Below are 22,373 nucleotides of genomic sequence, written 5' to 3'. Positions count from 1 at the left end.
CCGGTTATCGTCCTGCCCATGCGTCCACGCACCGCCTGGCAGGCCATGGCCCGACACCCGCTGCGCTTCCTCACCTCCGCCTGGCCGTGGCGCTCGCTCGGCTACCTGCTGAGCGGGGTGGCGGTCGGCGCCGCAGCGGTGCTGGTGCTGCTGGCCGGGACGGCCGCCGGGGTGGTGCTGCTGGTGGTGCTGATCGGGATCGCCCCGCTGGTCGGCGTGGTGCTGGCGGCCACCGTGATCGCCTCGGTGGAGCGCGGGCGGCTTCGGCTGGTCGACCTGGACGAGGTGCCCGACCCGCACCGCCCGCCCGCCGAGCCCGGCCTGCGGGCCTGGATCACCCACCGGCTGACCGAGCAGGCGACCTGGCGCGAGCTGGGCTTCGCGCTGCTGTCGGCCGTCGCGCTCTGGTGGCTGGACCTGCTGGTGCTCGGCTTCTGCTTCGTCCTGCCGGCCCTGTGCTTCGCGTCGCTGGACGGGGACACCTGGCCCTGGACGGTCCTCGGCGCGCTGGTGCTGCTCGCCGCCCCGTACACCGTGACGGCCTGGGCCGGGGCCCGGGGCGCGCTGGTCCGCACCCTGCTGGCCCCGCGCGACCGGGAGCTGGGCGCGGAGCTGCGCGAGCTGCGGGCCTCCCGGGTCCGGCTGGTGGACGCCTTCGACGCCGAGCGCGTCCGGATCGAGCGGGACCTGCACGACGGGGCCCAACAGCGGCTGGTGGCCCTCGGCATGACGCTGGGTCTGCTCCGGCTGGACGTCCCGCCGGGCTCGGCGCTGGACCGCGGCCTCACCGAGGCCGAGGGACAACTCGCGGCGGCCCACCAGGAGTTGCGTACGCTGGTGCGCGGCCTCAATCCGCCGGTGCTGGCCGACCACGGCCTGGCCGCCGCCGTCCGGGAGCAGGTCGGCCGGTTCCCGTTCCCGGTCACGGTCGACCTGGAGCTGCCGCAGCGGCTGCCCCGGCCGATCGAGACGCACACCTACTACCTGATCAGTGAGGCCATGACCAACATCGCACGGCACAGCGGCGCCACCACCGCCCGCATCCACGGCCGCTACCACGCCGACCAGTTGGTGCTGGAGATCACCGACGACGGCCGGGGCGGGGCCGATCCGACCGGCGGCAGCGGCCTGACCGGCCTGGCCGACCGGCTGGGCGCCGTGGACGGCCGGATGCGGGTCTCCAGCCCGGCCGGCGGACCGACCCTGCTGCACGTGGAGATCCCGTGCCACTTCGGGTGACCGTCGCGGAGGACGCGGTGCTGCTGCGGGAGGGCCTGGTCGGGCTGCTCCAGCGCTTCGGGCACCAGGTGACCGCCGCCGTCGGCGACGCGGACGCGCTGGTCGCGGCCGTCGAGGCGGCGCGGCCCGACCTGGTGGTGACCGACGTCCGGATGCCGCCCACCGAGACCGACGACGGCCTGCGGGCCGCGGTCCGGCTGCGGGCCGAGCACCCCCGGCTGCCGGTGGTGGTGCTCAGCCAGTACGTCGAGCAGTCCTACGCCGCCCGCCTGCTGGACTCGGGCCGGGGCGAGGGCGTGGGCTACCTGCTGAAGGAACGGGTCGGCGCCGTCGCCGAGTTCATGGCCACCCTGGAGCGGGTCGCGGCCGGTGGCACGGTGGTGGACCCGGAGGTCATCCAGCAGTTGGTCCGGCTCCGGCAGGACCCGCTGGAGCGGCTCAGCGCCCGGGAGCGCGAGGTGCTGGCGCTGATGGCCCAGGGCCGGTCCAACGCCAACCTCGCGGCCGACCTGTTCATCAGCGACGCGGCGGTGAACAAGCACATCGGGAACATCTTCAGCAAGCTCGACCTGCCGGTCGACGTGGACGGGCACCGGCGGGTGCTGGCGGTGCTGCGGTTCCTGCGGAGCTGACGGCGGGCCTGAGGAGGCGTCAGCCGCAGTCCGGGACCGGGTGGTCCGGGGCGAGGGCGGCGGCGATCCGCCGGGGTGATGGTCCGGGCGGTGCGGCCGTCCGGGGTGCGCGGGCCCTCGGTGGTGGTACCGGCGGTCCGCAGCCGCTCGTGGGGCGGGGCCGTCGCGGGGCCCACCCGTTCGGCGCGGTCGACCCGCCGTCGGAGCGGGGGTGGCTCGAACCCGACGCCCGGTGTCGGCGGGACCGCGCCGGGGGCGCTAGGTTTGCGCCTTGTGGAGGATCTCGACCAACGCATCGTCCGGCTGCTGCTCGAAGACGGCCGGATGAGCTACACGGACCTGGGCAAGGCGACCGGCCTGTCCACCTCGGCGGTGCACCAGCGGGTGCGGCGCCTGGAGCAGCGCGGTGTGATCCGCGGCTACACCGCGATCATCGACCCGGACGCGGTCGAGCTGGCGCTCACCGCGTTCATCTCGGTCAAACCCTTCGACCCGAGCAGCCCCGACGACACCCCCGAGCGGCTGGCCGGACTGCCGGAGATCGAGGCCTGCCACAGCGTGGCCGGCGACGAGAACTACATCCTGAAGGTCCGGGTCGGTGCCCCCGGCGACCTGGAGGACCTGCTCGCCCGGATCCGCACGGCCGCCGGAGTCTCCACCCGCACCACCGTGGTGCTCTCCACCCCCTACGAGGCGCGACCCCCGAAGATCTGACGCGGTCCGTCCGGGTGCAGACTGGTGCCCATGAGCGCACCCACCACCCACCGCACCGTGCTGCTGCGCGGCGGTTCCGTCTACAGCCCCGCCGACCCGTTCGCCACCGCGATGCTGGTCGAGGGGGAGCACGTCGCCTGGGTCGGCAGCGACGGCGCCGCCGAGGCGTACGCGGCCACCGCCGACGAGGTGGTGGAGCTCGACGGCGCGCTGGTCACCCCCGCGTTCGTGGACGCCCACGTGCACGCCACCTCGGCCGGCCTGGCGCTGACCGGTCTCGACCTGACCGGCTGCCCCTCGCTGGCCGAGGCGCTGACCCGGATCGCGGCCTTCGCCGCCGCCACCGAGGGCGTGCTGATCGGCCACGGCTGGGACGAGACCAAGTGGCCCGAGGGCCGGGCCCCGAGCCTCGCCGAGCTGGACGCCGCCGCCGGGGGAGCGGCCCTCTACCTCTCCCGCACCGACGTGCACTCCGCCCTCGCCTCCACCCCGCTGCGCGAGCTGACGGAGGGTCTGGCGGGCCTGGCCGGCCACCACTCCGAGGGCCCGGTCAGCCGGGACGCCCACCACGCCGTCCGGCAGACCGCGCTGGCCGCGCTGACGGACGCCCAGCGCCGGGCCGCCCAGCTGGCCACCCTGCACCGGGCCGCCGAGCTCGGCATCGGCGCGCTGCACGAGTGCGCCGGCCCGGAGATCTCCTCCGAGCACGACCTCGCCGCGCTGCTCGCGCTGGCCGCCGAGGCGGACGGACCGGAGGTCTTCGGCTACTGGGGCGAGCTGGCCCCGGCCGGGGTGGAGACCGCGCTGCGGGTGGGCGCGCAGGGCGCCGGCGGCGACCTGTTCGCCGACGGCGCGATCGGCTCCCGCACCGCCTGCCTGCACGACCCGTACACCGACGCCGGGGAGAGCACCGGCACCGCCTACCTGACGGCCGCTCAGATCGCCGACCACGTCGCCGCCTGCACCGAGGCGGGCCTGCAGGCCGGCTTCCACGCGATCGGGGACGCCGCGATCGGCGCCGTGATCGAGGGCGTGCGGACGGCCGCCGCCCGGGTCGGCCTGGAGGCCGTCCGGGCCCGCCGCCACCGGGTCGAGCACGCGGAGGCGCTGGACGACAAGTCGATCGCCGCCTTCGCCGAGCTGGGCCTGACCGCCTCGGTGCAGCCCGCCTTCGACGCCTTCTGGGGCGGCCCGGACGGCATGTACGTCCAGCGCCTCGGTGCCGAGCGGGCAGCGGCCCTGAACCCCTTCGCGGCCCTGCTGCGGGCCGGTGTCCCGCTGGCCTTCTCCTCCGACGCCCCGGTCACCCCGCTCGACCCCTGGGGCACCGTCCGGGCCGCCGCCTTCCACCTCACCCCCGAGCACCGGATCTCGGTCCGGGCCGCCTTCACCGCCCACACCCGGGGCGGCTGGCGTGCCGTCGGCCGCGACCAGGACGGCGTGCTGGTCCCCGGCGCCGTCGCCAGCTACGCGGTCTGGGCGGCCGGCGACCTGGTGGTCCAGGCCCCCGACTCCCGGGTGGCCGGCTGGTCCACCGACCCCCGCTCCGGCACCCCGGGCCTGCCCGACCTGACCCCGGGCACCCCGCTGCCGACCTGCCTGCGGACCGTGGTCCGGGGCCGGACGGTGCACCTCGCCTGACCGGCGCCGCCGGGCTGCCGCAGTCGGCTCACCCACCCGCAGCAGCCCGGCGGCGGGCCGGAGGGCAGCGGAAGCGCGCGGCGCCCGGCGCCGGCCCCGTCGTCCGGCTCCGGCCCGGGTGACGGCCCGTCAGGACACGGACCGTCGGTCGCCGACGGCCCTGGCTCTCGCCCCGCCGCCTCCCCGGGGTACGGTCTTGCGACCAGAATGGAAGCGCTCGCACAGCAGAGAGGTGGTGCGCAGGTGGCACTGCCCGTCGAACAGGAACGTCCGGTGGCCCGACCGCAGCCCGAGACCCCCGTCCAGCGGAGCCTGATCAGGCTGCCGGACCTGCGGCGGACCGGCCTGGCGGTGCTGGCCGGGCTGCTGCTCGCGCTGGCCTTCCCCCCGTACGACCTGTGGCCGCTGTCGGTCGTCGGGGTGGCGGCGCTCTCGCTGCTCACCCGGGGGCGGACGGCCCGTCAGGGGGCGTGGACCGGCTTCGCGTTCGGACTGCCGTTCTTCCTGCTGCTGCTCGGCTGGCTGCGGGTGATCGGCTGGGACGCCACCATCGGCCTCTCGGTCACCGAGGCGCTGTTCATGGCCGCCCTCGGCGCCGGTCTGGCCGCCACCTCCCGGCTGCGCGGCTGGCCGCTCTGGGCGGCCTGCCTCTGGGTGGCCCAGGAGTGGGCCCGGGACCGGATACCGCTGGGCGGCTTCCCCTGGGGCCGCCTGGCCTTCGCCAACACCTCGACCCCCTTCACCCCGCTCGCGGCGCTCGGCGGCGCCCCGCTGGTGACCTTCGCCGTCGCGCTCTGCGGCACCCTGCTGGCCTGGTCCGCGCTGCGCCTGCGCCGCCGCGCCCGGACGGCCGCCGTCGGTGGCGCGGCGGGCGCCGTGGCGGCCCTGCTGGCGGGGTACCTGGTGCCGGTGCCGACCGCCGCCGCCGACACCCTGAAGGTCGCGGTGATCCAAGGCGACGTGCCGAGCCCCGGGATGCACTTCCTCGGCCGCCCGATGCAGGTGCTGAACAACCACGCCGAGGCGACCGAGCGGCTGGCCGCCGAGGTCGCGGCCGGCAAGGTCGAGCGCCCGGACGTGGTGATCTGGCCGGAGAACTCCTCCGACATGGACCCCTTCTCCGAGCCGCTCGCCTACGCCCGGATCGACGCCGCCGTGAAGGCGATCGGCGTCCCGGTGCTGGTCGGCACCCTGGTGGACGGCCCGGACGAGCAGCACGTGCAGAACCAGGGCATCGTCTGGAGCCCGCAGACCGGCCCCGGCGCCTCGTACACCAAGCAGCACCCGGTGCCGTTCGGCGAGTACGTGCCGTTCCGGGCCCAGCTGTCCAAGGTGATCACCCGGCTGCAGATGGTCGCCCGCGACTTCCACCCGGGCACCGAGAACGGCGTGATGGACCTCGGCCCGGCCCGGATCGGCGACGTGATCTGCTTCGAGGTCGCCTACGACGGCATCGTCCGGGACACCGTCAACGAGGGCGGCCGGGTTCTGGTGGTGCAGACCAACAACGCCACCTACTCGCAGACCGGCCAGCCCTCCCAGCAGCTGGCGATGTCCCGGCTGCGGGCCGTCGAGCACGGCCGCGCGGTGCTGATCGCCGCCACCAACGGGATCAGCGCGATCATCGCCCCCGACGGCTCGGTGGTCGAGCAGAGCAGGCTGATGACGGCCGCCGAGCTCTCCGCGGTGGTCCCGCTGCGGGACGACCAGACCCTGGCGGACCGGGTTGGCGCGGGCCCCGAGTGGGTGCTGGCGCTGACCGGGCTCGGTGCCTGCGCGGTGGTCGCGCTGGCCGCGCTGCGCCGTCGGAGGGGCTCCGGAACACCGGCCGGTTCCTGACCGTTGTCCCAGGTGGTGCCCGGGGTGCGGGTCGGAGACGCCGGCCAGGTCCTGAGCCGGGCACCACGACGGAGTGGATCAGAACCGTGAGCCAGCACGTACCCCCGGCCCCCTCGGCCCCGCCGCGCAGCCGCCTGCGCCGGGTGCTGCCGCTGCTGATCGCCGCCTGGCTGGTGCTGGAGATCTGGCTGCTGACCGTGGTCGCCTCGGCGACCAGCTGGTTCGCCGTGATCCTGCTGCTGGCCGGTGGCGTCTTCCTGGGTGGCTGGCTGATCAAGCGGGCCGGTCTGAAGGCGATCTCGGCCGCGATCGCGCAGAGCAAGGACCCGCAGTCCGCCCAGCCGCAGACCGGCACCAGCATGACCGTGCTGGCCGGCACCCTGCTGATCCTGCCGGGCTTCCTCTCCGACGTGCTCGGCCTCTCGCTGCTCTTCCCGCCCACCAGGGCCCTGTGGCGCACCCTGGGCCGCCGACTGGCCGGGAAGGCACTGCGCTCCACCTCCCCGCTCGGTGCGGACCGCCTGGCGGACGCCGTGCGCCTCCAGGAGCAGCTGCGCATCCACCGCCCCGACGGCAAGGTCATCCAGGGCGAGGTGGTCGACCCGCCCGCCGGCCCGGCCCGCCAGGGCCCGGACACCGAGTACCGCCCCCCGATCGCCGGCTGAGGGCCCGTCGGCTGACGCCGCGTCACCGCCGACGCCCCCGGAAGCAGCCGCTTCCGGGGGCATCGGCGTGTCCGGGCCGGGCCGGGACGGGACGCACCGAGGGGCCCGGGCTTCCTGGGCGGAAGCTCGGGCCCCTCTTCGGTGGTGCGGTGGTGCGCTACTCGGTCAGGCGCTCTTGCGGGTGTCCCGCGGGTGGACCGCGAGGTTCATCCCACCGGAGCGGAGGACGGCCAGGCGCTCGGCCAGGACCTCCTCCAACTCCTCGCGCGTCCGACGCTCCATCAGCATGTCCCAATGGGTACGCGTCGGCTTGGTCTTCTTCTCCTCCGGCTCATCACCGTCCAGCAGCATGGCCTCCTGGCCACAGAACCGGCATTCCCAGGCCGAGGGGATCTCCGCCTCGACGGAGAAGGGAACCTCGAACCGGTGTCCGTTCTGACATGCGTACTCGACGGTCTGGCGGGGAGCCAGGTCGATTCCACGGTCGGTCTCGTAGCTGGTCGCCCCGAGTCGCGTGCCGCGGAGAGCTCGCTCGCTCATGAAATCGTGCCTCCCGGGCTTCTGGCCCACAGGACTAGTGGTCTGTCATCGTCGTTCGGTCAACGCTCGGCCGCCGACGAAGATTCCCGTTCCAGGGCGTACGTCGCCTGTCGTGCCGCCCCTGTTTGTACCCATCGTCGCCCGATTTGTCACATCTGAGCGTATTTATCACCCAGTGTGCCGTCATCGTGGCGCAGAGTTGTCCAGTTGGTCGCGGCCAGACAGCTTAGCGGTTACGGATTCACCACACAGGACGGGGTCGGATCGTCGGCGGTTCCTTCGGGGCATCGGGCACCGCCGGGCCGGCCTCGGCGGGGGTGGTGGCCTTGCGCAGCGGGTCGGCGGCGGCCTCGGTGCGGGTGTCGCGGTGGGGGAGCAGGGCGATCACCGCCTCGCGGTGCGCGGTGGGGGCCTCCTCGTCCAGCGGATCCACCGTGACCGGCACCTGGAGGCGGACGGGGCTGCCAGTGCCGAGCCGGGCGTAGCCCCGGCCGGGCTCGGTGCGGCCGGCCGCCGGGGTGATGTCCAGGGCGGTGGCGAGGGCGGCCGAGGCGGTCTCGGCGGTGGTCTGGCCGAGCACCACCCGGGCCCGGGTGGTGGCCCGGGCGGTCGGGGAGATCCGCTCGTACGCCGTCAGGTCGTCGGCGATGACCACGGTGACCCGGGCCGCCCGGCCGTGGCGCAGCGGGAGCTCCAGCAGCTCCTGCGGGTCGGGGCGGCCCTCGGCGTGGGCCAGCTCGGTGAGCTCGGTGGGGTGGTCGAGCAGCAGCCAGAGCGGGCGGGTGACGTCCTCGGGGACGGCCACGCCGTGGTGGCGGGCGGCGTTCAGGGCGGTGAGCCGGCGCTCGGTCTCCTGGGCGGCCCACTCCAGGGCGGCCAGGGTGCCGCGCAGGCTGGTCTCCACGGTGTGCACGCCGGGGCGGTTGACCAGGCAGGCGTGCTCGCCGGTGCCGGCGCCGTCGATCACCATCAGGTCGCCGTGCCGCAGGGCCTGGAGGGCGATCGAGCGCAGCAGGGTGGAGGTACCGGAGCCGGCGGTGCCGAGCGCCAGCAGGTGCGGCTCGGTGGCGCGCGGGCCGGTGCGCCAGACCACCGGGGGCTGCTGGGCGGTGACGCCGCCCTGGGTGACCGGGATGGTGCGCTGGCTGTCGTGGGCGTCGGTGAAGCCGAGCACGATCTCGCCGGGGGCGGTGACGAAGGGCTGGGCCAGGATGTCGGTGGCCAGCGGGGCGAGCGCGCTGACCCGCAGCCGGTTGGACTCCTCGTCCCAGTCGAAGCGGTACTCCCGGCCCCGGCCGGCCTTGCCCTGGATCACCTGCTCGATCCGGGCCCGGGCGGACGGTTCGGTGTCGGTGAACCAGGCCGGGTAGGCGAGGTCGAGGGAGCGCAGCCGGCCCTCGGAGTCGAACTCCGAGGGGCCGAAGGCGTCCTTGTGGCTGCCCTCGGGCGAGTAGAGCGGGCCCGGCTCGTCCGGGCCGGCCAGGTACGGGGTGAGCGCCGCGTACAGGGCGGCCAGCTTGAGGTCGCCGGCGTCCGGGGCGGGCGGCGCGGGGGCGGCCTTGGGGGCGCGTCCGTACCAGGCCGCGCTGGCCATCAGGGCGATCAGGGCGAACAGCGGGCCGCGCGGGACCAGGAAGACGCCGAGCACGGCGGCGGCGGTCAGGAAGAGCGTCGGGCCGCGCTTCTCCTTCGGGGTGGCGGCCCAGCGGGCCTTGGCCCAGTCGGAGTGGTGGCGCAGGCCCCGCCCGAGGACGGTGAGCGGGGCGAACATGTCTGCGGCGTGGTCGCCGGCGGTGCGGGCCAGGTCGCGGCCACGGCTGAGATGACGGGTGACGGACATTCGGCGGGACTCTCCGGGGACGGCGGGCGGGGGGATGGCAGGAGGCCCGGGGCGGCGGGGATCCGCACCCGGGCCGAGGAGGTGCCGGACCGTCAGAACTTGAGGCCGCCCAGCAGGCTGGCCAGGCTGGCGCCGCCGGCCTGGATGCTCGGGGCGATCGAGGAGCCCGCGATGTAGAAGCCGAGGAGGGCGCAGACGATCGCGTGCGAGACCTTGAGTCCGTCTCGGCGGAAGAACAGGAAGGCAATGGTGCCGAACAGGACGATGCCGGAGATGGAGAGAATCACGCGACTGCTCCTCGATCTGGGGACAACGGGACACAGAAAAATATTGCGTAACCGAAAGTGCCCTTATCGTGACAAAAAGTAATAGATGATGGAACGTGGCAAACGGGTGGTTCTCCGCAGAAGCCCGGCGTAGGGCGTACACGAGCGGCGAAATTCGCCCGAACGGCTGTCCCTTCCGTCCGTGCGCGTGTCGTCCGCTACGGTGCGTACGGCACCACCGACCCCGATCCGAGAGAGGCCCTGTCATGTCAGACTCCGCCGACACTCCCAAGACCCCGGACGCCGAGGTCATCGCCCTGGCCGGCAAGCTCTTCGACGCGGCCCGGCAGGGCGACACCGCGCTGCTCGGCGCCTACCTGGACGCCGGTGCGCCGGCCGACCTGTCGAACGACCGCGGTGACTCCCTGGTGATGCTGGCCGCGTACCACGGCCACGCCGACACCGTCCGGGTGCTGCTGGCCCACGGCGCCGACCCGGACCGGGTCAACGACCGGGGCCAGACGCCGCTGGCGGGTGCCGTGTTCAAGGGCGAGGCGGCGGTGATCGACGCCCTGCTGGAGGGGAGCGCCGACCCGAAGGCGGGCACCCCGACGGCGGTGGAGACGGCCCGGATGTTCGGCAAGGACGACCTGGTGGCCCGGTTCGAGGCCCGCTGAGGGCGGGGCCGTAGGCTTGGCCGTCATGGAGATCCGCACCACCGGTTACGCACATCCCGATGCCGCCAAGCTCTCGGCCGAGGTCCAGCTGGAGTACGTCCAGCGGTACGGCGAGGGCGATCTGACGGTGATCCACCCGGAGCACTTCGACCCGCCCGCCGGGCTCTTCGTGGTCGGCTACCTGGACGGCGCGCCGGTCGCCTGCGGCGGCTTCCGGGTGAAGAGCGCCGGGGCGGACGACGTCCGGGACGGCGACGGCGAGCTGAAGCGGATGTACGTCTCGGCGTCCGCCCGGGGCAAGGGCCTGTCCCGGCTGGTGCTGCGGCACCTGGAGGCCGAGGCGCTCGCCGCCGGGCTGACCAGGCTGATCCTGGAGACCGGCACCGAGCAGCCGGAGGCGATCGGGCTGTACGAGTCCGAGGGGTACCGGCCGATCACCAAGTTCGGCTACTACCGGGACCACCCGGAGAGCCTCTGCTACGGCAAGGAGCTGGTGCCGGCCGTCGCCTGACGCACCGTCGGCCCGGCCGCCCCCGCGACGGGGGCGGCCGGGCCGCGTGCCGTTCAGGCCAGCGGTCGGTGACAGGCCACCACCCGCTCCGGGCCGGCCGGGCGCAGCTCGGGCACCTCGGTGGCGCAGCGCGGCTCGGCGAGCGGGCAGCGGGTGCGGAAGCGGCAGCCGGAGGGCGGGGCCAACGGCGAGGGCGGCTCGCCCGGGAGCAGCAGGCTGTCGCCGAGCGGGCGGCCGGGCTCGGGGACGGCGGCCAGCAGCGCGGCGGTGTACGGGTGGGCCGGGGCGGCCAGCACCGCCTCGGTGGGGCCGCGCTCGCAGATCCGGCCGAGCTGGAGCACGGCCACCTCGTCGCTGACGGCCCGCACCACGCCGAGGTCGTGGGAGATGAACAGCCCGGCCAGGCCGCGCTGTGCGGTCAGCTCGCGGAGCAGGTTGAGCACGGTGGCCTGGGCGGAGACGTCGAGGGCGGAGACCGCCTCGTCGGCGATCAGCACCCGGGGCCGAGCGGCCAGCGCCCGGGCGATGGCGACCCGCTGGGCCTGGCCGCCGGAGAGCTGGGCCGGGCGGCGGTCGGCGAAGACCGCGGGCGGCAGGCCGACCGCGGTCAGCTGCTCCTCGACCACCGCGGTGCGGTCCCGGCCCGGCTCGGGGTGGGCGTCGAGCGGTTCGGCGACCAGGTCGCGGACCCGGCGGCGCGGGTTGAGCGAGGAGAGCGGGTCCTGGAAGACCATCTGGAGCCGGGGGCGCAGGGCGCGCAGCTCGCGGGCGGGCAGCCGGGCCAGGTCGGTGCCGTCCAGGGTGACGGTCCCGGCGGTGGGCGGCGGCAGCCGGAGCAGGGCACGGGCGATGCTGCTCTTGCCGGAGCCGGATTCGCCGACCAGGGCCAGCGTGCGGCCCTGACGCAGGGTCAGGGAGGCGTCGCTGACGGCGTGCAGAGGGCCGGAGCGGGTGCGGTGCACCACGGAGAGGCCGGTGGCCGCCAGGACGGCGGGGGCCGGTGGGGCGGTGGCCTGCGGCGGGGCGGGCGCGCTCATGCGGAGGTCTCCGGGGTGGTGGGCGGTGCGGTGTGGGCGGCGGTGATTGGTGCGGTGCGTGGTGCGGGGAGGGCGGCGGCCGGCGGTGCGGTGAGCGGGAAGTGACAGGTCGTCGTGTGGCCGGGAGCGGCGGTGTGCGGTGGCGGGGCCTCGGCCGAGCAGACCGCCCGGGCCCGCTCGCAGCGCGGGGCGAAGGGGCAGCCCGGCAGCGGCCGGGAGAGGTCCGGCGGGGAGCCGGCGATGGCCGGCAGGGTGCGGCGCAGCGGTCCGGTGACCCGGGGCACGGAGCGCAGCAGGGCGGCGGTGTACGGGTGGGCTGATGACGAACGAGTGTGGGAGGTGGGGAAACTGATGGCAGCCCGGGCGGTGCTGCCGGGACGATGTCGGGGTGGCCTACTCCTCACACCTGAGCTTCGGACCCGACGACGAACCGGCGGGCCCGCTCCCGCCCGCCCGGGCCGAGCCCGGGCGGTGGCCCCGACTGGCGGCGGCGCTCGCGGTGGTGAACCGCGACCTGACGACGAGTCTGCTGGGCCTGGAGGGGCTGGTGTTCATGGTCCGCCGGGCCGGATCCGGATCGCCGTCGGGTGGGCATGGGTCGGAGCAGCCCTACCTGGCGATGGCCGCAGGGAGTCCGTTCGGTGAGCCGGTGGACCCGGACGGTGCGGAGCCCTTCCTGCTGCGGGTCGCCGAGGCGGTGCAGCAGACCGTGATGGAGGAGCTCCGGCTGGTGTGGCCGGCCTGCCCTGCGCACCGGATCGGCCTGCATCCCCGCTCGGCCGACCAGGCGGTGGTGTGGTGGTGCGGGTCCGGGGGCGGCCACGAGCACTCCCCGGTCGGTGCGTTGGAGGCCGATGCCGCACCGCTGGAGCTGCCCGACTGACCGCCCGGCTCAGCCGAGCGGGTGGCCGGGGGAGAGGATTCGGGCCAGGGCGTCCGTGACCGGCACGGCGAACGGCTCGGGCAGCTGCCGCTGCGCCCACCGGTCGGCGAGGGCGAGGAAGTCGGACAGGTCCTGTTCCACCTCGCCCAGCAGCCGGGCCAGTGCGGCGTGCGTCAGCTCGATCGCCGGGCTCGCCGGGTCCTCGGCGTTCACGGTGAGGCGGACCAGCGGGCCGGTGCCGTCCGCGTGCGGGCTCAACGGTTCGTGTCCGTACCAGAGTTCGCCGCCGTCGACCACCCGCTGCCAGTCGCGCCAGTCCTCCACTCCGTCGCAGCAGGCGGGGTCGAACACCACACCGGTCGCGGTGTCGGTCACCCGGAGTCCCCCGTACGCCTCCGGCGAGTCGATGGTCAGCAGCCCGTGCAGGAAGCCGGCCAGCGGATCGGCGGGCCGGGGCGGCATCGGGTAGGGCCACTCCTCCGGGTCGTTGTCGTTGGTCGAGACGATGGCCAGCATCGCGCTGCCGAGCTCGGCGGGCGTCAGCCCACCGTGCAGCGGCAGGAGTGTCCGGTCGGGCAGAACCTCCACCGGCCAGAGGCCGAACTGCGCGGAGCCGTTGACTTCCACCACGGGCTTCATCACGATCATCCCGGCAGTGTTCCGTACCCGTGCCCGGACCGCCCCGGGTTTTCCGCCCGGCCGGGCGGCGGGGACCGTGCAGGAGGAGAGCCCGTGCAGCCGATCACCGACCGTCCGATCCGTTGGGGCGTGCTGGCCACCGGGGGGATCGCCGCCGCCTTCACCGAGGACCTCGCGGCGGTGGAGGGGGCCGTGGTGCACGCGGTGGCCTCCCGGACGGAGGCGGCGGCCCGGTCGTTCGCCGGCCGGTACGGGATACCGCGCGCGTACGGCAGCTGGCAGGAGCTGGCGGCCGACCCCGAGGTGGACGTGGTCTACGTGGCCACCCCGCACAACGCGCACCAGGAGGCCACCGCGCTGCTGCTGGCGGCGGACAAGGCGGTGCTCTGCGAGAAGCCGTTCACCCTGAACGCGGCGCAGAGTGCCGAGCTGATCGCCACCGCCCGCAAGCGCGAGCTGTTCCTGATGGAGGCGATGTGGACCTACCTCAACCCCACCGTGCGCAGGATCGCCGAGCTGGTCGCGGACGGCGCCATCGGTGAAGTCCGCTCCGTCCAGGCCGAGTTCGGCTTCGTCGGGCCGGTCGACCCGGCCCACCGGCTGTGGGACCCGGCGCTCGGCGGCGGGGCGCTGCTCGACCTCGGCGTCTACCCCGTCTCGTTCGCCCAACTGCTGCTCGGCGAACCGGAGTCGGTGCACGCCTGGGCCTCGCTCACCGACCGGGGTGTGGATGCCAACACCGGTGTGGTGCTGGGGCACGCGAGCGGCGCCACCGCGCTGCTGAGCTGCACCCTGGTGGCGCAGAGCGGCCAGCGTGCCGCCGTGCACGGCACCGAGGGCTGGATCGAGCTGGAGCGCGACTTCTTCCACCCCACCGGCTTCACCCTGCACCGCGAGGGCCGCGACCCGGAGCCGCACCGGACGGCCCGGGGCAGTGGCCACGGCTACGGTCCGGAGGCCGCGGAGGTGGTCCGCTGCCTGCGGGCCGGGCTCACCGAATCGCCGTACGTGCCACTGGACTCGACGCTCGCGGTGATGCGCACCCTGGACGCCGTCCGCGAACGGATCGGCGTGCGCTACCCGGGCGAGTAGCCCTCGCCCGGGTAGCCCGCGCCCCTGCTGCTCAGCTGCCCTGCCGCCCTGCCGCCTCTGCGGTCCTGGCGGTGCGTCAGGGCAGCAGGGTGCGCCAGTAGGACCAGAACCGGGTCAGCACCAGCAGGGTCAGCACGGTGTACCAGAGCAGCGGCACCGTCCAGTGGTAGCTCCCGACCAGGCGCCGCAGTCGGGCCGAGTTGTGCAGCGAGAGGTACCAGGCGAGCGGCAGCACCACCGCCCAGACCACCAGGCAGTACGGGCAGAGCGCGCCGATCTCGTACAGCGCCTGGTCGGCCAGCCAGACCACGGTGCCGACCCCGGCCAGGCTGCCGAGCTGGAGCCCGGTCCAGTACCACCGCCGGTAGCCGGCGCCCGCGAACAGCCCCACGCCGGTCGCCAGCACCACCGCGAAGGCGGCGAGGCCGAAGAGCGAGTTGGGGACGCCGAAGGCGCTGGCCTGGTCGGTCCGCATGACCGAGCCGCAGCTGATCACCGGGTTGATGTTGCAGCTGGGGACGTAGGACGGGTCCTGGAGCAGCCGCAGCTTGTCGACCGTCAGGACGCCGGAGGCGGCCAGGCCGAGGGCCCCGCAGACGGTGAGCAGCCAGGCCACCCGCCGGTCGGCGGTCATCGGGACGGCGGTGGCGGTGGCGGGGGCGGCAACGGCGCCGGTGTGGGTGCTCACGGTGTGCCCACGCTCTGGCGGACCAGCGCGGCGAAGGCGTCGCCGGTGATGATCCGGTCGCCCGGGAAGACGTTCAGCTGCTTGTCGTCCAGCAGCACGGTCGGGGTGCCGCGCACGCCGCTGGTCTGGAAGGCCTTGGCCACCTTGGCGGCCCACGGCAGGTAGGTGCCCTCGGTGACCGCCTTCACGAAGGCGTCGGTCTTCAGGCCCGGTACCTTCCCGGCCAGGTCGAGGATGGTGTTGACGTCGCCGAAGCCGTCGGTCCGCTCCTCGGGCTGGTGGGCGTAGAGCACGTCGTGGAAGGCCTTGAACTTGTCCGGGCCCTCGTTCAGCGCGGCGCCGACGGCGGCCAGTGCGGTCTTCGAGCCCTTGCCGCCGAGGCGGTCGTCCAGGAAGGCGGCCAGGTGGAACTCGATCTTGTAGGTGCCCTCGTCGGCGAGCTGCTGGATGGTCCGCCCCGCGCTGGTCTCCAGCTGCTCGCAGACCGGGCAGCGGAAGTCCTCGTAGACCTTGAGGATGTGCGGGGCGTCGGCCCGGCCGTAGGTGACCACGGTGCCGTCCGGGCCGGTGGCGTGGGCCGGCACGACCAGCGCGGCGGCGGTGCCGGCCTGGGCCGGCTCGGCGCTGGTGCGGGCGGAGTCGACCACCGCGACGGTGACGCCGGAGAGGGCGAGCACGGCGACCACGGCTGCGGCCGTGGTGAGCCGGCGGCGGGTGGCGGTACGGCGGGCCTCGGCCTCGCGGGCCTCGGCGAGGCGGGTCCGGGCGTCGGGGCGCCGGGCGGTGGTCGGGGCGGTGTTCTTCGGGGTGCTCATGACGGTCCGTCAACTCCTGGGGCGCGGGCAGGCCGGGCCACGGCCGGCCGTGGGTGGGGTGAGCCGTCGGAGGGTCGGACCAGCAGGGGTGCGGGTGACGCGCTCCGTCAGCGGGCGAGGGCGAACTCGCGCGCCGGAGGGCCGCGCCGGGGCGCCGGGGTGAGGACCACGCCTTCACGCCGGGGGAGCAGGACCGCCGCGCGCAGCGGGGGCGTGAGCGCCCGCGCGGGGAGCGGCAGGGGGGCGAGCAGGAGCAGCGCGCGCAGCGGCGGGGGCAGCAGCCCCGCGAGCAGGCGGAGTGCCTCGGCCAGCCCGGTCAGCGCCACCTCACCGAGCCGCAGCCAGCAGGCGGCGGCCAGGGCCAGCGCCAGGTGCACCAGCAGCACCAAGGCCTGCGCGCTGGTGGCCGCCGACCCCGGTGTCGCGGCGAACAGCGGCCCGCTCAGCGAGCCGCCGCCGCAGACCAGCAGGTCCACACTGCGGGCCGGGGCGGCACAGGCGTCCTGCCCGAGGTTGAAGGCCGCGTTGAGCAGCAGCTCGACCGGCACCATCACGGCCACCAGGTGCAGCAGCCCGCGCTGCCGCGCCCCGCAGGCCGCCAGCGCGACCAGGAACACCGCGAGGGTGGCCACCAGGACGAGGGAGAGCGGGAGCGGCCGGCCGGTCACCAGAACCTGGCCGAGCGCGGACAGCGGCACGGCGAGCGCGGTGAACACCGCTGCCCGCACCACCTTCACCGCTCGGTCGCCACTCATCGTGGGGAGTATGGCACGCCCATCCGTGCCCGCACGAGCCCCCCTGTCACCCGACGGGCCTTCCCGTACGTGGACCTGACGGACCGTCGGCGGGCGTGCCGACGGTCGTTCCGGCGGTCGGAGCGTAGTGAGGGTGGCCGTGCAGGGACGGTGTGGGTGTGGTGGAGCCCGACGGCCGGTCGGCCCTGCCGGGGTGCGGCGCGCGCCGGGGTGGCGAAGCCTGGGGGGACGGGTCCGGTGCGAGGCGAGAGGTGAGCGCGGTGGTGGCGGAGGCGACGGTCGAGCTGTTGGCGGTGCGGGCGGCCCGGCAGGTGGTGGTGCTGGCGGGGCTGGAGCCGCTGGTCCGGGCCGACGTGCCGGACGCGGTGCACCGGATGCGGGTCGCCGCCCGGCGGCTGCGGAGCGCGCTGCGCGAGTACGGCGGGCCGGGGCAGGACCTCGCCGCCGAGCTGCGGTGGCTGGGCCGGGCCCTGGGCGGTGCCCGGGACGCCGAGGTGCTGGGCGCCGCGCTGATCGCCGAGGCCGGTGCGCTGCCGCCGGAGCTGGACCCGGAGGAGGTGGCCGCCGAACTGGCCGCCTGGACCCGCCGCCGCACCGAGCTGGGCCGGTGCACCGCGCTGGCCGCCCTGGACAGCCCGCGCTACCGGGCCCTGCTCGGTGACCTGGGCGAACTGACGGTCCGTCCACTGGACGCCGCGGACCTGCCCGACCCGGCCGAGCTGGTCACCGCCGCGAAGCGCCGGGTCCGGCGCCGCCTCAAGCGTGCCCGGAAGACCACCGGGGCCGAGCGCGACATCGCGCTGCACGAGGCCCGCAAGGCCGCCAAGCGTGCCCGCTACCTCGGCGAGACCCTCGGCGTCCCCAAGCTGGCGGGCCGGATGAAGGCCCTTCAGGACGTCCTCGGCCTGCACCAGGACTCGGTGGTGGCCCGAGCGGCCCTGCGCGAACTGGCCCGGGACGGGCACGCCTTCCAGTACGGCGTCCTGCACGCCGGCCAGGCGGCCGTGGCCCGTGCGGTGGAGCGTCAGGTCTGCTGATGCCGGTGCCGGCGAGCCGGCCGGGCGTCAGTCGGTGAAGGCCGCCACGAGCCGCTCGAACTCGGCCTGCTCGTCGGTCGTCCACGCCCACTGGGCGGCGACGTCGTCGGGGTGCTCGGCGCGCCGCCGGGCCCGTACTTCGAGGACGAACTCGGCTGCCAGCATCCGGGAGTCAAATCGCGCCGTGGCGACCGGTGTTGAAGTTGGCATGTGATCAGGATATCGGACCGCAGGGGCCTCGCTGACCACGGTGTCCAGCACACCCCGCCGTCGCCCGGCAACCTGGGACTTCGCAGGCTCCGTCGCCCGTGCGCCGCTGCCAGAGTGAGCGCCGCAGGCAGGCAGACGCTTCCCACGAGCCTCAGGAGACCACCGGTGCGCACCAGACCACTCGCCCGACTCGCTACCCTGGCAACGGCGTTGGCCATCACCGCGATGCCGGCCGCGGCACCGGCCGGGGCGGAGCCGGCCATCGACGGCTACCAGCCGTACGTCGCGGCCCGGAACTGCACCGACTCCGCCTACGCCAAGCCCGGCGTGGTCGAGTTCAAGGACGTGCTGATATCCCGGATGGGCGGCTCCAACGGCGGGATCGTCGCGTGCAGCGGCTACGAGCACATGGAGGGCCGGGCGCTCGACTGGATGAACAACGCCTCCGTCCCGGCCGAGGCCGCCCGGGTGCAGAAGGTGCTGGACTGGATGCTCGCCACCGACGCCGACGGCAATGCCCACGCGATGGCCCGCCGCCTGGGCATCGCCTACGTGATCTGGAACGAACGGGTCATCAACCTCTACGACTCCGACAAGAGTTGGAAGACCTACACCTGCGACGGGAGCGCCGGCGGCTGCCACCGCAACCACGTGCACTTCGCCTTCTCCTGGGCCGGCGCCAACCGCCAGACCAGCTGGTTCACCGCCGACCCCCGCCCCGCGTACTGGTACCCCGACCACACCGGTCCGGTGGTCCCCGCCGACCACCGGACCTCGGCGGCGACGGTCTACAACCCGGCGACCAGGACCTTCGACGTCTTCGCCACCGGCACTGACGGTGCGCTGAAGCACACCTGGTGGGATCCGGCGACGGGCTTCGGTGCGTGGGCCTCGGCGGGCGGCGGCGTGACGGGCAGGCCGTCGGCGGTGTACAACCCGGTCTCGGGGTCGTTCGACGTGTTCGCGACCGGGACGGACGGCTTCCTGCGGCACACGTGGTGGGATCCGGCGACGGGCTTCGGTGCCTGGGCCACCGAGCCGAACCGGAAGGTCACCGGCACGCCGACGGCGGTGTACAACCCGGTGAGCCACTCCTTCGACGTGTTCGCCACGGGGACCGACGGTTCGCTGAACCACACGTGGTGGATTCCGGCGACCGGCTTCGGCAGTTGGGCGGCGGCCGGCGGCGGCGTCACCGGTACGCCTTCGGCGGTGTACAACCCGGTCTCCGCGACCTTCGACGTGTTCGCGACCGGGACGGACGGCTTCCTCCGGCACACCTGGTGGACTCCGGCGACCGGCTTCGGTGCCTGGGCCACCGAGCCGAACCGGAAGGTCACCGGTGCGCCGTCCGCGGTGTACAACCCGGTCTCCTCGACCTTCGACGTGTTCGCCATCGGCACCGACGGTTCGCTGAACCACACGTGGTGGACTCCGGCGACCGGCTTCGGCAGTTGGGCGGCGGCCGGGGGAGGGGTGACCGGTGCGCCGTCGGCAGTGTACAACCCGGTCTCCGCGACCTTCGACGTGTTCGCCATCGGCACCGACGGCAGCCAGAAGCACACCTGGTGGACCCCGGCGACCGGCTTCGGCAGCTGGGCCACCGCGACCGGAGCGAGCGTGATCGGCGCGCCCGTCGCCGCCTACAACCCCGACAAGCAGTCCTTCGACGTCTTCGCCGTCAACTCCGACCGCCGTCTGAACCACACCTGGTGGCTCCCCGCCACGGGCTTCGGCAGTTGGGCCACCGCCGACACGGTCCGACTCGGCGGCTGACCCGAGGAGCGGGACACCCGGCCCGTGCGACGTCGAACGGGGGCGTCGCACGGGCCCGCGCCGTGCTCCGACCTGCTCCGGCCGACCGGGAGGGTGGCGGTGGCAGATCTAGGATCAGGGGATGGATCCCGCTGAGGCCCCCTCCCTGCCCGGTCTGGACGCCCTGGACCGGGCCGTGGTGGACTGCCGCGCCTGCCCGAGACTGGTGGAGTGGCGGGAGGAGGCGGCCAGGGTGAAGCGGCGGGCCTACCAGGACTGGGACTACTGGGCCCGGCCGATCCCCGGATTCGGGCCCGCCGACGCGTCGTTGGTGGTGGTCGGCCTGGCCCCCGCCGCGCACGGGGCCAACCGGACCGGGCGGATCTTCACGGGCGACCCGTCCGGTGACCTGCTCTACCGGACCCTGCACGAGCTGGGGTTGGCGAACCGGCCGGAATCGGTGGTGCACGGGGACGGCCTGGAGCTGTACGGGGTGCGGATCACCGACCCGGTGCGCTGCGCCCCGCCGGAGAACAAGCCGACCACCGAGGAGCGCGACACCTGCCGCCCTTGGATCGCCCGGGAGTTGACCTTCCTGCGGCCGACCGTGCGGACGGTGGTCGCGCTCGGCGGCTTCGCCTGGCAGGCGGTGCTGCCGGTGCTCGCCGACGCGGGGTGGCAACTGCCGCGCCCCCGGCCGAAGTTCGGCCACGGCGCGGTCGCCGTGCTGCCGGCGGCGGACGGCGGCCCGCCGCTGAAGCTGTTCGGCTGCTACCACGTCAGCCCGCGCAACACCTACACCGGGCGGCTCACCACCGCCATGCTGCGCGAGCTGCTCGCCGAGGCGGCCCGCTCGGCCGGGCTGGAGCCGGTGGAGCGGGTGGAGCGGGTGGAGGCGGAGTAGCGGGGGCCGCGCTCAGGCCCCGTCCGGGCGCCGGTCCTGGGGGATGCGCCGGTCCGCGACGTGGACGACCGTCAGCTCGGTGCCGTCGCGGTGCCGTTTGGCGCGGCCGTGGATGCCGACGGTGAAGTCGTCCCGCTCGGTGAGCTCCTCGGGGGCGACGTAGGTGAGGACGTCGGGATGGTCGCCGGTGACCACCCAGCCGTCGGCGGCAAGGACGTCCAGCACTCCGAAGTCGGCCGCGGGGGAGCCGACGTGCACCGGCCCGGCCACCCGCAGGATGTCGGTGGCCTGGGTGGCGAGGTCCCCGACGGGGGCCGGGAGCACGACACAGGTGCCGTGCTCGAACAGCACCCAGGAGTGGGTGGGGTCGATCAGCAGTCGCTGCCAGACGTCAACGAGCGTTTCGGGGTCCATGGGTGGCCATGATGGCGCAGGGCGCCGACAGTCGCTGCCCGCTTTCCGGCCGACCTGGCCCGCCCGTTGCCGGGTGGCGCCGGAGTAGCGTGGACGGCGGGTCCGTAGATCGCTGTGCCGAGGTGACGGGCATGATCGTGCTGGGCGTGGTGCTGGCGGTGCTGGCGGTGGTCGTACTGGTCGCCGGGGCGGGAGCCCGGGTGGTGCAGCAGTACCAGCGCGGGGTGGTGTTCCGGTTCGGGCGGGTGCGGGAGGAGATCCGGCAGCCGGGCCTGGCGTTGATCGTGCCGGTGGTGGACCGGATGACCCGGGTCAACGTCCAGATCGTCACCCTGCCGGTCCCGGCGCAGGAGGGCATCACCCGGGACAACGTGACGGTGCGGGTGGACGCCGTCGTCTACTTCAACGTGGTGGACCCGGTGCGGGCCACGGTGAACGTGCAGGACTACCAGTTCGCCATCTCCCAGGTCGCGCAGACCTCGCTGCGCTCGATCATCGGCAAGAGCGAACTGGACGACCTGCTGGCCAACCGCGAGCCGATCAACCAGGGACTGGCGCTGATGCTGGACAGCCCGGCGCTGGGGTGGGGGATCCAGATCGACCGGGTGGAGATCAAGGACGTGGCGCTGCCGGAGTCGATGAAGCGCTCGATGTCCCGGCAGGCCGAGGCGGAGCGGGAGCGACGGGCCCGGATCATCACGGCCGACGGCGAGTACCAGGCGTCGGCCCGGCTCGCGGAGGCGGCGACCATCATGAGCCGCGCCCCGGCCGCGCTCCAACTCCGGCTGCTGCAGACCGTGGTGGAGGTGGCGGCGGAGAAGAACTCGACCCTGGTGCTGCCCTTCCCGGTCGAGCTGCTGCGCTTCCTGGACGTGGCCACCGAGGAGAAGCAGGGGCGTGGCCGCGCGTCGGTCCGGCAGCCCGCGTCGGAGTCTGCTTCCGAGCCCGGGCCGGAGCCCGTGCCAGGGCCGGTGTCGGAGTCGGTCGAGCGGGCGGTGGAGCAGCTCGAACTGCCGGAGCCGGCCGAGCTGCTGAGCCGTCTGGCGGGCGGGGCGGGCAGCGGTGGCGGGGCCCCGGAGGGCAGCACAGGATGGGAGGGGAATCGAGGGCAGGAGGACGGACGATGAGTATGGCGAAGGACATCATGCACCCCGGTGCCGAGTGCGTCCGGGACCACCAGACGCTGGCCGAGGCGGCCCGCATCATGAAGGAGCAGGACGTCGGCGCGCTGCCGATCTGCGGGCCGGACGAGAAGCTGATGGGCATCCTCACCGACCGGGACATCGTGCTCAGATGCGTGGCCGACGGCCGCGACCCGGGCTCCGTCACGGCGGGCGAACTCGCCCAGGGCAGGCCGATGGTGGTGGAGGCGGACGAGGACACCGAGCAGGTGCTGCGGGTCATGGAGCAGCACCGGGTGCGGCGGCTGCCGGTGATCGACCATCCCGACCACAAGCTGGTCGGCATGATCAGCGAGGCCGACATCGCGCGCGGGATGCCGCAGGAGCGGGTGGCGGAGTTCGTGTCCGCGATCTGCGCCGAGGCCGACTGAACCTGCCTCGCTCCGAGGGGCGCCGGTC

26 protein-coding genes are annotated in these 22,373 nt (G+C 74.5%); 15 read left to right on the top strand and 11 right to left on the bottom strand.

Features of this window, described 5'->3' with window-relative positions; translation table 11 throughout:
- Window positions 1-18 precede the first annotated feature (18 nt).
- The 6 genes from ACIRBX_RS04070 (at window position 19) to fxsA (ending at window position 6,730) form a co-directional block, all read left to right on the top strand.
- Window positions 19-1,239, top strand: a complete 1,221-nt coding sequence (locus ACIRBX_RS04070) for a sensor histidine kinase (protein ID WP_402293582.1) — start codon at window positions 19-21, stop codon at window positions 1,237-1,239.
- On the top strand, window positions 1,224-1,871 hold the full coding sequence (locus tag ACIRBX_RS04065; protein ID WP_402293581.1) for a response regulator: 648 nt from the start codon (window positions 1,224-1,226) through the stop codon (window positions 1,869-1,871). The genes ACIRBX_RS04070 and ACIRBX_RS04065 overlap by 16 nt, the downstream gene beginning before the upstream one ends.
- A gap of 273 nt (window positions 1,872-2,144) precedes the next feature.
- Window positions 2,145-2,585 carry an Lrp/AsnC family transcriptional regulator gene (locus ACIRBX_RS04060; protein ID WP_402293580.1) on the top strand — a complete coding sequence of 147 codons (441 nt, stop codon included), beginning with the start codon at window positions 2,145-2,147 and terminating at the stop codon, window positions 2,583-2,585.
- Window positions 2,586-2,615: 30 nt separating this feature from the next.
- Window positions 2,616-4,226, top strand: coding sequence for an amidohydrolase (locus tag ACIRBX_RS04055; protein ID WP_402293579.1), 1,611 nt, complete (start codon window positions 2,616-2,618; stop codon window positions 4,224-4,226).
- 243 nt (window positions 4,227-4,469) lie between these two features.
- A complete protein-coding gene (gene lnt / locus ACIRBX_RS04050; protein ID WP_402293578.1) occupies window positions 4,470-6,065 on the top strand; it encodes an apolipoprotein N-acyltransferase in 1,596 nt (531 codons plus the stop codon).
- An 86-nt stretch (window positions 6,066-6,151) separates the two neighbouring features.
- Entirely contained in the window at window positions 6,152-6,730 is a 579-nt protein-coding gene (gene fxsA, locus ACIRBX_RS04045) for an FxsA family membrane protein (RefSeq protein WP_402293577.1), read from the top strand.
- 165 nt (window positions 6,731-6,895) lie between these two features.
- Here the strand turns inward: fxsA and ACIRBX_RS04040 are convergent, their stop codons facing one another.
- The 3 genes from ACIRBX_RS04040 to ACIRBX_RS04030 form a co-directional block, all read right to left on the bottom strand.
- A complete protein-coding gene (locus tag ACIRBX_RS04040) occupies window positions 6,896-7,270 on the bottom strand; it encodes an RNA polymerase-binding protein RbpA (RefSeq protein WP_345286024.1) in 375 nt (124 codons plus the stop codon).
- 241 nt (window positions 7,271-7,511) lie between these two features.
- Entirely contained in the window at window positions 7,512-9,110 is a 1,599-nt protein-coding gene (locus ACIRBX_RS04035; RefSeq protein WP_402293576.1) for a hypothetical protein, read from the bottom strand.
- Window positions 9,111-9,202: 92 nt separating this feature from the next.
- A complete protein-coding gene (locus ACIRBX_RS04030) occupies window positions 9,203-9,397 on the bottom strand; it encodes a hypothetical protein (RefSeq protein WP_280717270.1) in 195 nt (64 codons plus the stop codon).
- Window positions 9,398-9,642: 245 nt separating this feature from the next.
- On the opposite strand from ACIRBX_RS04030, the gene ACIRBX_RS04025 reads away from it, so the two are divergent.
- Complete coding sequence (locus ACIRBX_RS04025; RefSeq protein WP_402293575.1) at window positions 9,643-10,053, top strand: ankyrin repeat domain-containing protein; 411 nt, start codon at window positions 9,643-9,645, stop codon at window positions 10,051-10,053.
- A gap of 25 nt (window positions 10,054-10,078) precedes the next feature.
- Window positions 10,079-10,564, top strand: coding sequence for a GNAT family N-acetyltransferase (locus ACIRBX_RS04020; protein WP_402293574.1), 486 nt, complete (start codon window positions 10,079-10,081; stop codon window positions 10,562-10,564).
- Window positions 10,565-10,617: 53 nt separating this feature from the next.
- Here the strand turns inward: ACIRBX_RS04020 and ACIRBX_RS04015 are convergent, their stop codons facing one another.
- Entirely contained in the window at window positions 10,618-11,601 is a 984-nt protein-coding gene (locus ACIRBX_RS04015; RefSeq protein ID WP_402293573.1) for an ABC transporter ATP-binding protein, read from the bottom strand.
- Window positions 11,598-12,005: an oligopeptide/dipeptide ABC transporter ATP-binding protein gene (locus tag ACIRBX_RS04010; RefSeq protein WP_402293572.1), complete on the bottom strand. Its 408-nt coding sequence runs from the start codon at window positions 12,003-12,005 to the stop codon at window positions 11,598-11,600. Before ACIRBX_RS04010 ends, ACIRBX_RS04015 begins: the two co-directional genes overlap by 4 nt.
- Between ACIRBX_RS04010 and ACIRBX_RS04005 the strand changes: the two genes are divergently transcribed.
- Window positions 11,990-12,484 carry a hypothetical protein gene (locus tag ACIRBX_RS04005; protein ID WP_402293571.1) on the top strand — a complete coding sequence of 165 codons (495 nt, stop codon included), beginning with the start codon at window positions 11,990-11,992 and terminating at the stop codon, window positions 12,482-12,484. The two genes, ACIRBX_RS04010 and ACIRBX_RS04005, sit on opposite strands and share 16 nt — an antisense overlap.
- A 9-nt stretch (window positions 12,485-12,493) precedes the next feature.
- Here ACIRBX_RS04005 and ACIRBX_RS04000 read toward each other — a convergent pair whose 3' ends face one another.
- On the bottom strand, window positions 12,494-13,132 hold the full coding sequence (locus ACIRBX_RS04000; protein WP_402293570.1) for a hypothetical protein: 639 nt from the start codon (window positions 13,130-13,132) through the stop codon (window positions 12,494-12,496).
- An 84-nt stretch (window positions 13,133-13,216) separates the two neighbouring features.
- Between ACIRBX_RS04000 and ACIRBX_RS03995 the strand changes: the two genes are divergently transcribed.
- Window positions 13,217-14,215 carry a Gfo/Idh/MocA family protein gene (locus tag ACIRBX_RS03995; protein WP_402293569.1) on the top strand — a complete coding sequence of 333 codons (999 nt, stop codon included), beginning with the start codon at window positions 13,217-13,219 and terminating at the stop codon, window positions 14,213-14,215.
- A 76-nt stretch (window positions 14,216-14,291) separates the two neighbouring features.
- On the opposite strand, the gene ACIRBX_RS03990 is transcribed toward ACIRBX_RS03995, so the two are convergent.
- The 3 genes from ACIRBX_RS03990 to ACIRBX_RS03980 all read right to left on the bottom strand — a co-directional run bounded on the left by ACIRBX_RS03990 (window position 14,292) and on the right by ACIRBX_RS03980 (window position 16,473).
- Window positions 14,292-14,903, bottom strand: coding sequence for a vitamin K epoxide reductase family protein (locus ACIRBX_RS03990; protein ID WP_402293568.1), 612 nt, complete (start codon window positions 14,901-14,903; stop codon window positions 14,292-14,294).
- Window positions 14,900-15,718: a thioredoxin domain-containing protein gene (locus ACIRBX_RS03985; RefSeq protein ID WP_402293567.1), complete on the bottom strand. Its 819-nt coding sequence runs from the start codon at window positions 15,716-15,718 to the stop codon at window positions 14,900-14,902. The genes ACIRBX_RS03990 and ACIRBX_RS03985 overlap by 4 nt, the downstream gene beginning before the upstream one ends.
- Window positions 15,719-15,825: 107 nt before the next feature.
- Window positions 15,826-16,473 carry a hypothetical protein gene (locus ACIRBX_RS03980; RefSeq protein WP_402293566.1) on the bottom strand — a complete coding sequence of 216 codons (648 nt, stop codon included), beginning with the start codon at window positions 16,471-16,473 and terminating at the stop codon, window positions 15,826-15,828.
- A gap of 263 nt (window positions 16,474-16,736) precedes the next feature.
- On the opposite strand from ACIRBX_RS03980, the gene ACIRBX_RS03975 reads away from it, so the two are divergent.
- Window positions 16,737-17,510 carry a CHAD domain-containing protein gene (locus ACIRBX_RS03975; RefSeq protein WP_402293565.1) on the top strand — a complete coding sequence of 258 codons (774 nt, stop codon included), beginning with the start codon at window positions 16,737-16,739 and terminating at the stop codon, window positions 17,508-17,510.
- A gap of 27 nt (window positions 17,511-17,537) precedes the next feature.
- Here ACIRBX_RS03975 and ACIRBX_RS03970 read toward each other — a convergent pair whose 3' ends face one another.
- A complete protein-coding gene (locus ACIRBX_RS03970) occupies window positions 17,538-17,675 on the bottom strand; it encodes a hypothetical protein (protein ID WP_402293564.1) in 138 nt (45 codons plus the stop codon).
- Window positions 17,676-17,885: 210 nt separating this feature from the next.
- On the opposite strand from ACIRBX_RS03970, the gene ACIRBX_RS03965 reads away from it, so the two are divergent.
- Entirely contained in the window at window positions 17,886-19,496 is a 1,611-nt protein-coding gene (locus ACIRBX_RS03965) for a hypothetical protein (protein ID WP_402293563.1), read from the top strand.
- Window positions 19,497-19,617: 121 nt separating this feature from the next.
- Window positions 19,618-20,379 (top strand): uracil-DNA glycosylase, encoded by a 762-nt coding sequence (locus ACIRBX_RS03960; protein ID WP_402293562.1) that lies wholly within the window; start codon window positions 19,618-19,620, stop codon window positions 20,377-20,379.
- A 12-nt stretch (window positions 20,380-20,391) separates the two neighbouring features.
- Here the strand turns inward: ACIRBX_RS03960 and ACIRBX_RS03955 are convergent, their stop codons facing one another.
- Entirely contained in the window at window positions 20,392-20,793 is a 402-nt protein-coding gene (locus ACIRBX_RS03955) for a hypothetical protein (RefSeq protein ID WP_402293561.1), read from the bottom strand.
- 131 nt (window positions 20,794-20,924) lie between these two features.
- On the opposite strand from ACIRBX_RS03955, the gene ACIRBX_RS03950 reads away from it, so the two are divergent.
- Together ACIRBX_RS03950 and ACIRBX_RS03945 are read left to right on the top strand one after the other, a co-directional pair.
- A complete protein-coding gene (locus ACIRBX_RS03950; protein WP_402293560.1) occupies window positions 20,925-21,920 on the top strand; it encodes a slipin family protein in 996 nt (331 codons plus the stop codon).
- Complete coding sequence (locus tag ACIRBX_RS03945) at window positions 21,917-22,345, top strand: CBS domain-containing protein (RefSeq protein WP_402293559.1); 429 nt, start codon at window positions 21,917-21,919, stop codon at window positions 22,343-22,345. Before ACIRBX_RS03950 ends, ACIRBX_RS03945 begins: the two co-directional genes overlap by 4 nt.
- The last annotated feature ends 28 nt before the right edge of the window (window positions 22,346-22,373 follow it).

The sequence above is a fragment of the Kitasatospora sp. NPDC096147 genome, from assembly GCF_044763225.1.
Lineage (GTDB): Bacteria > Actinomycetota > Actinomycetes > Streptomycetales > Streptomycetaceae > Kitasatospora.
This window is presented reverse-complemented; position numbering and strand designations above follow the sequence as displayed.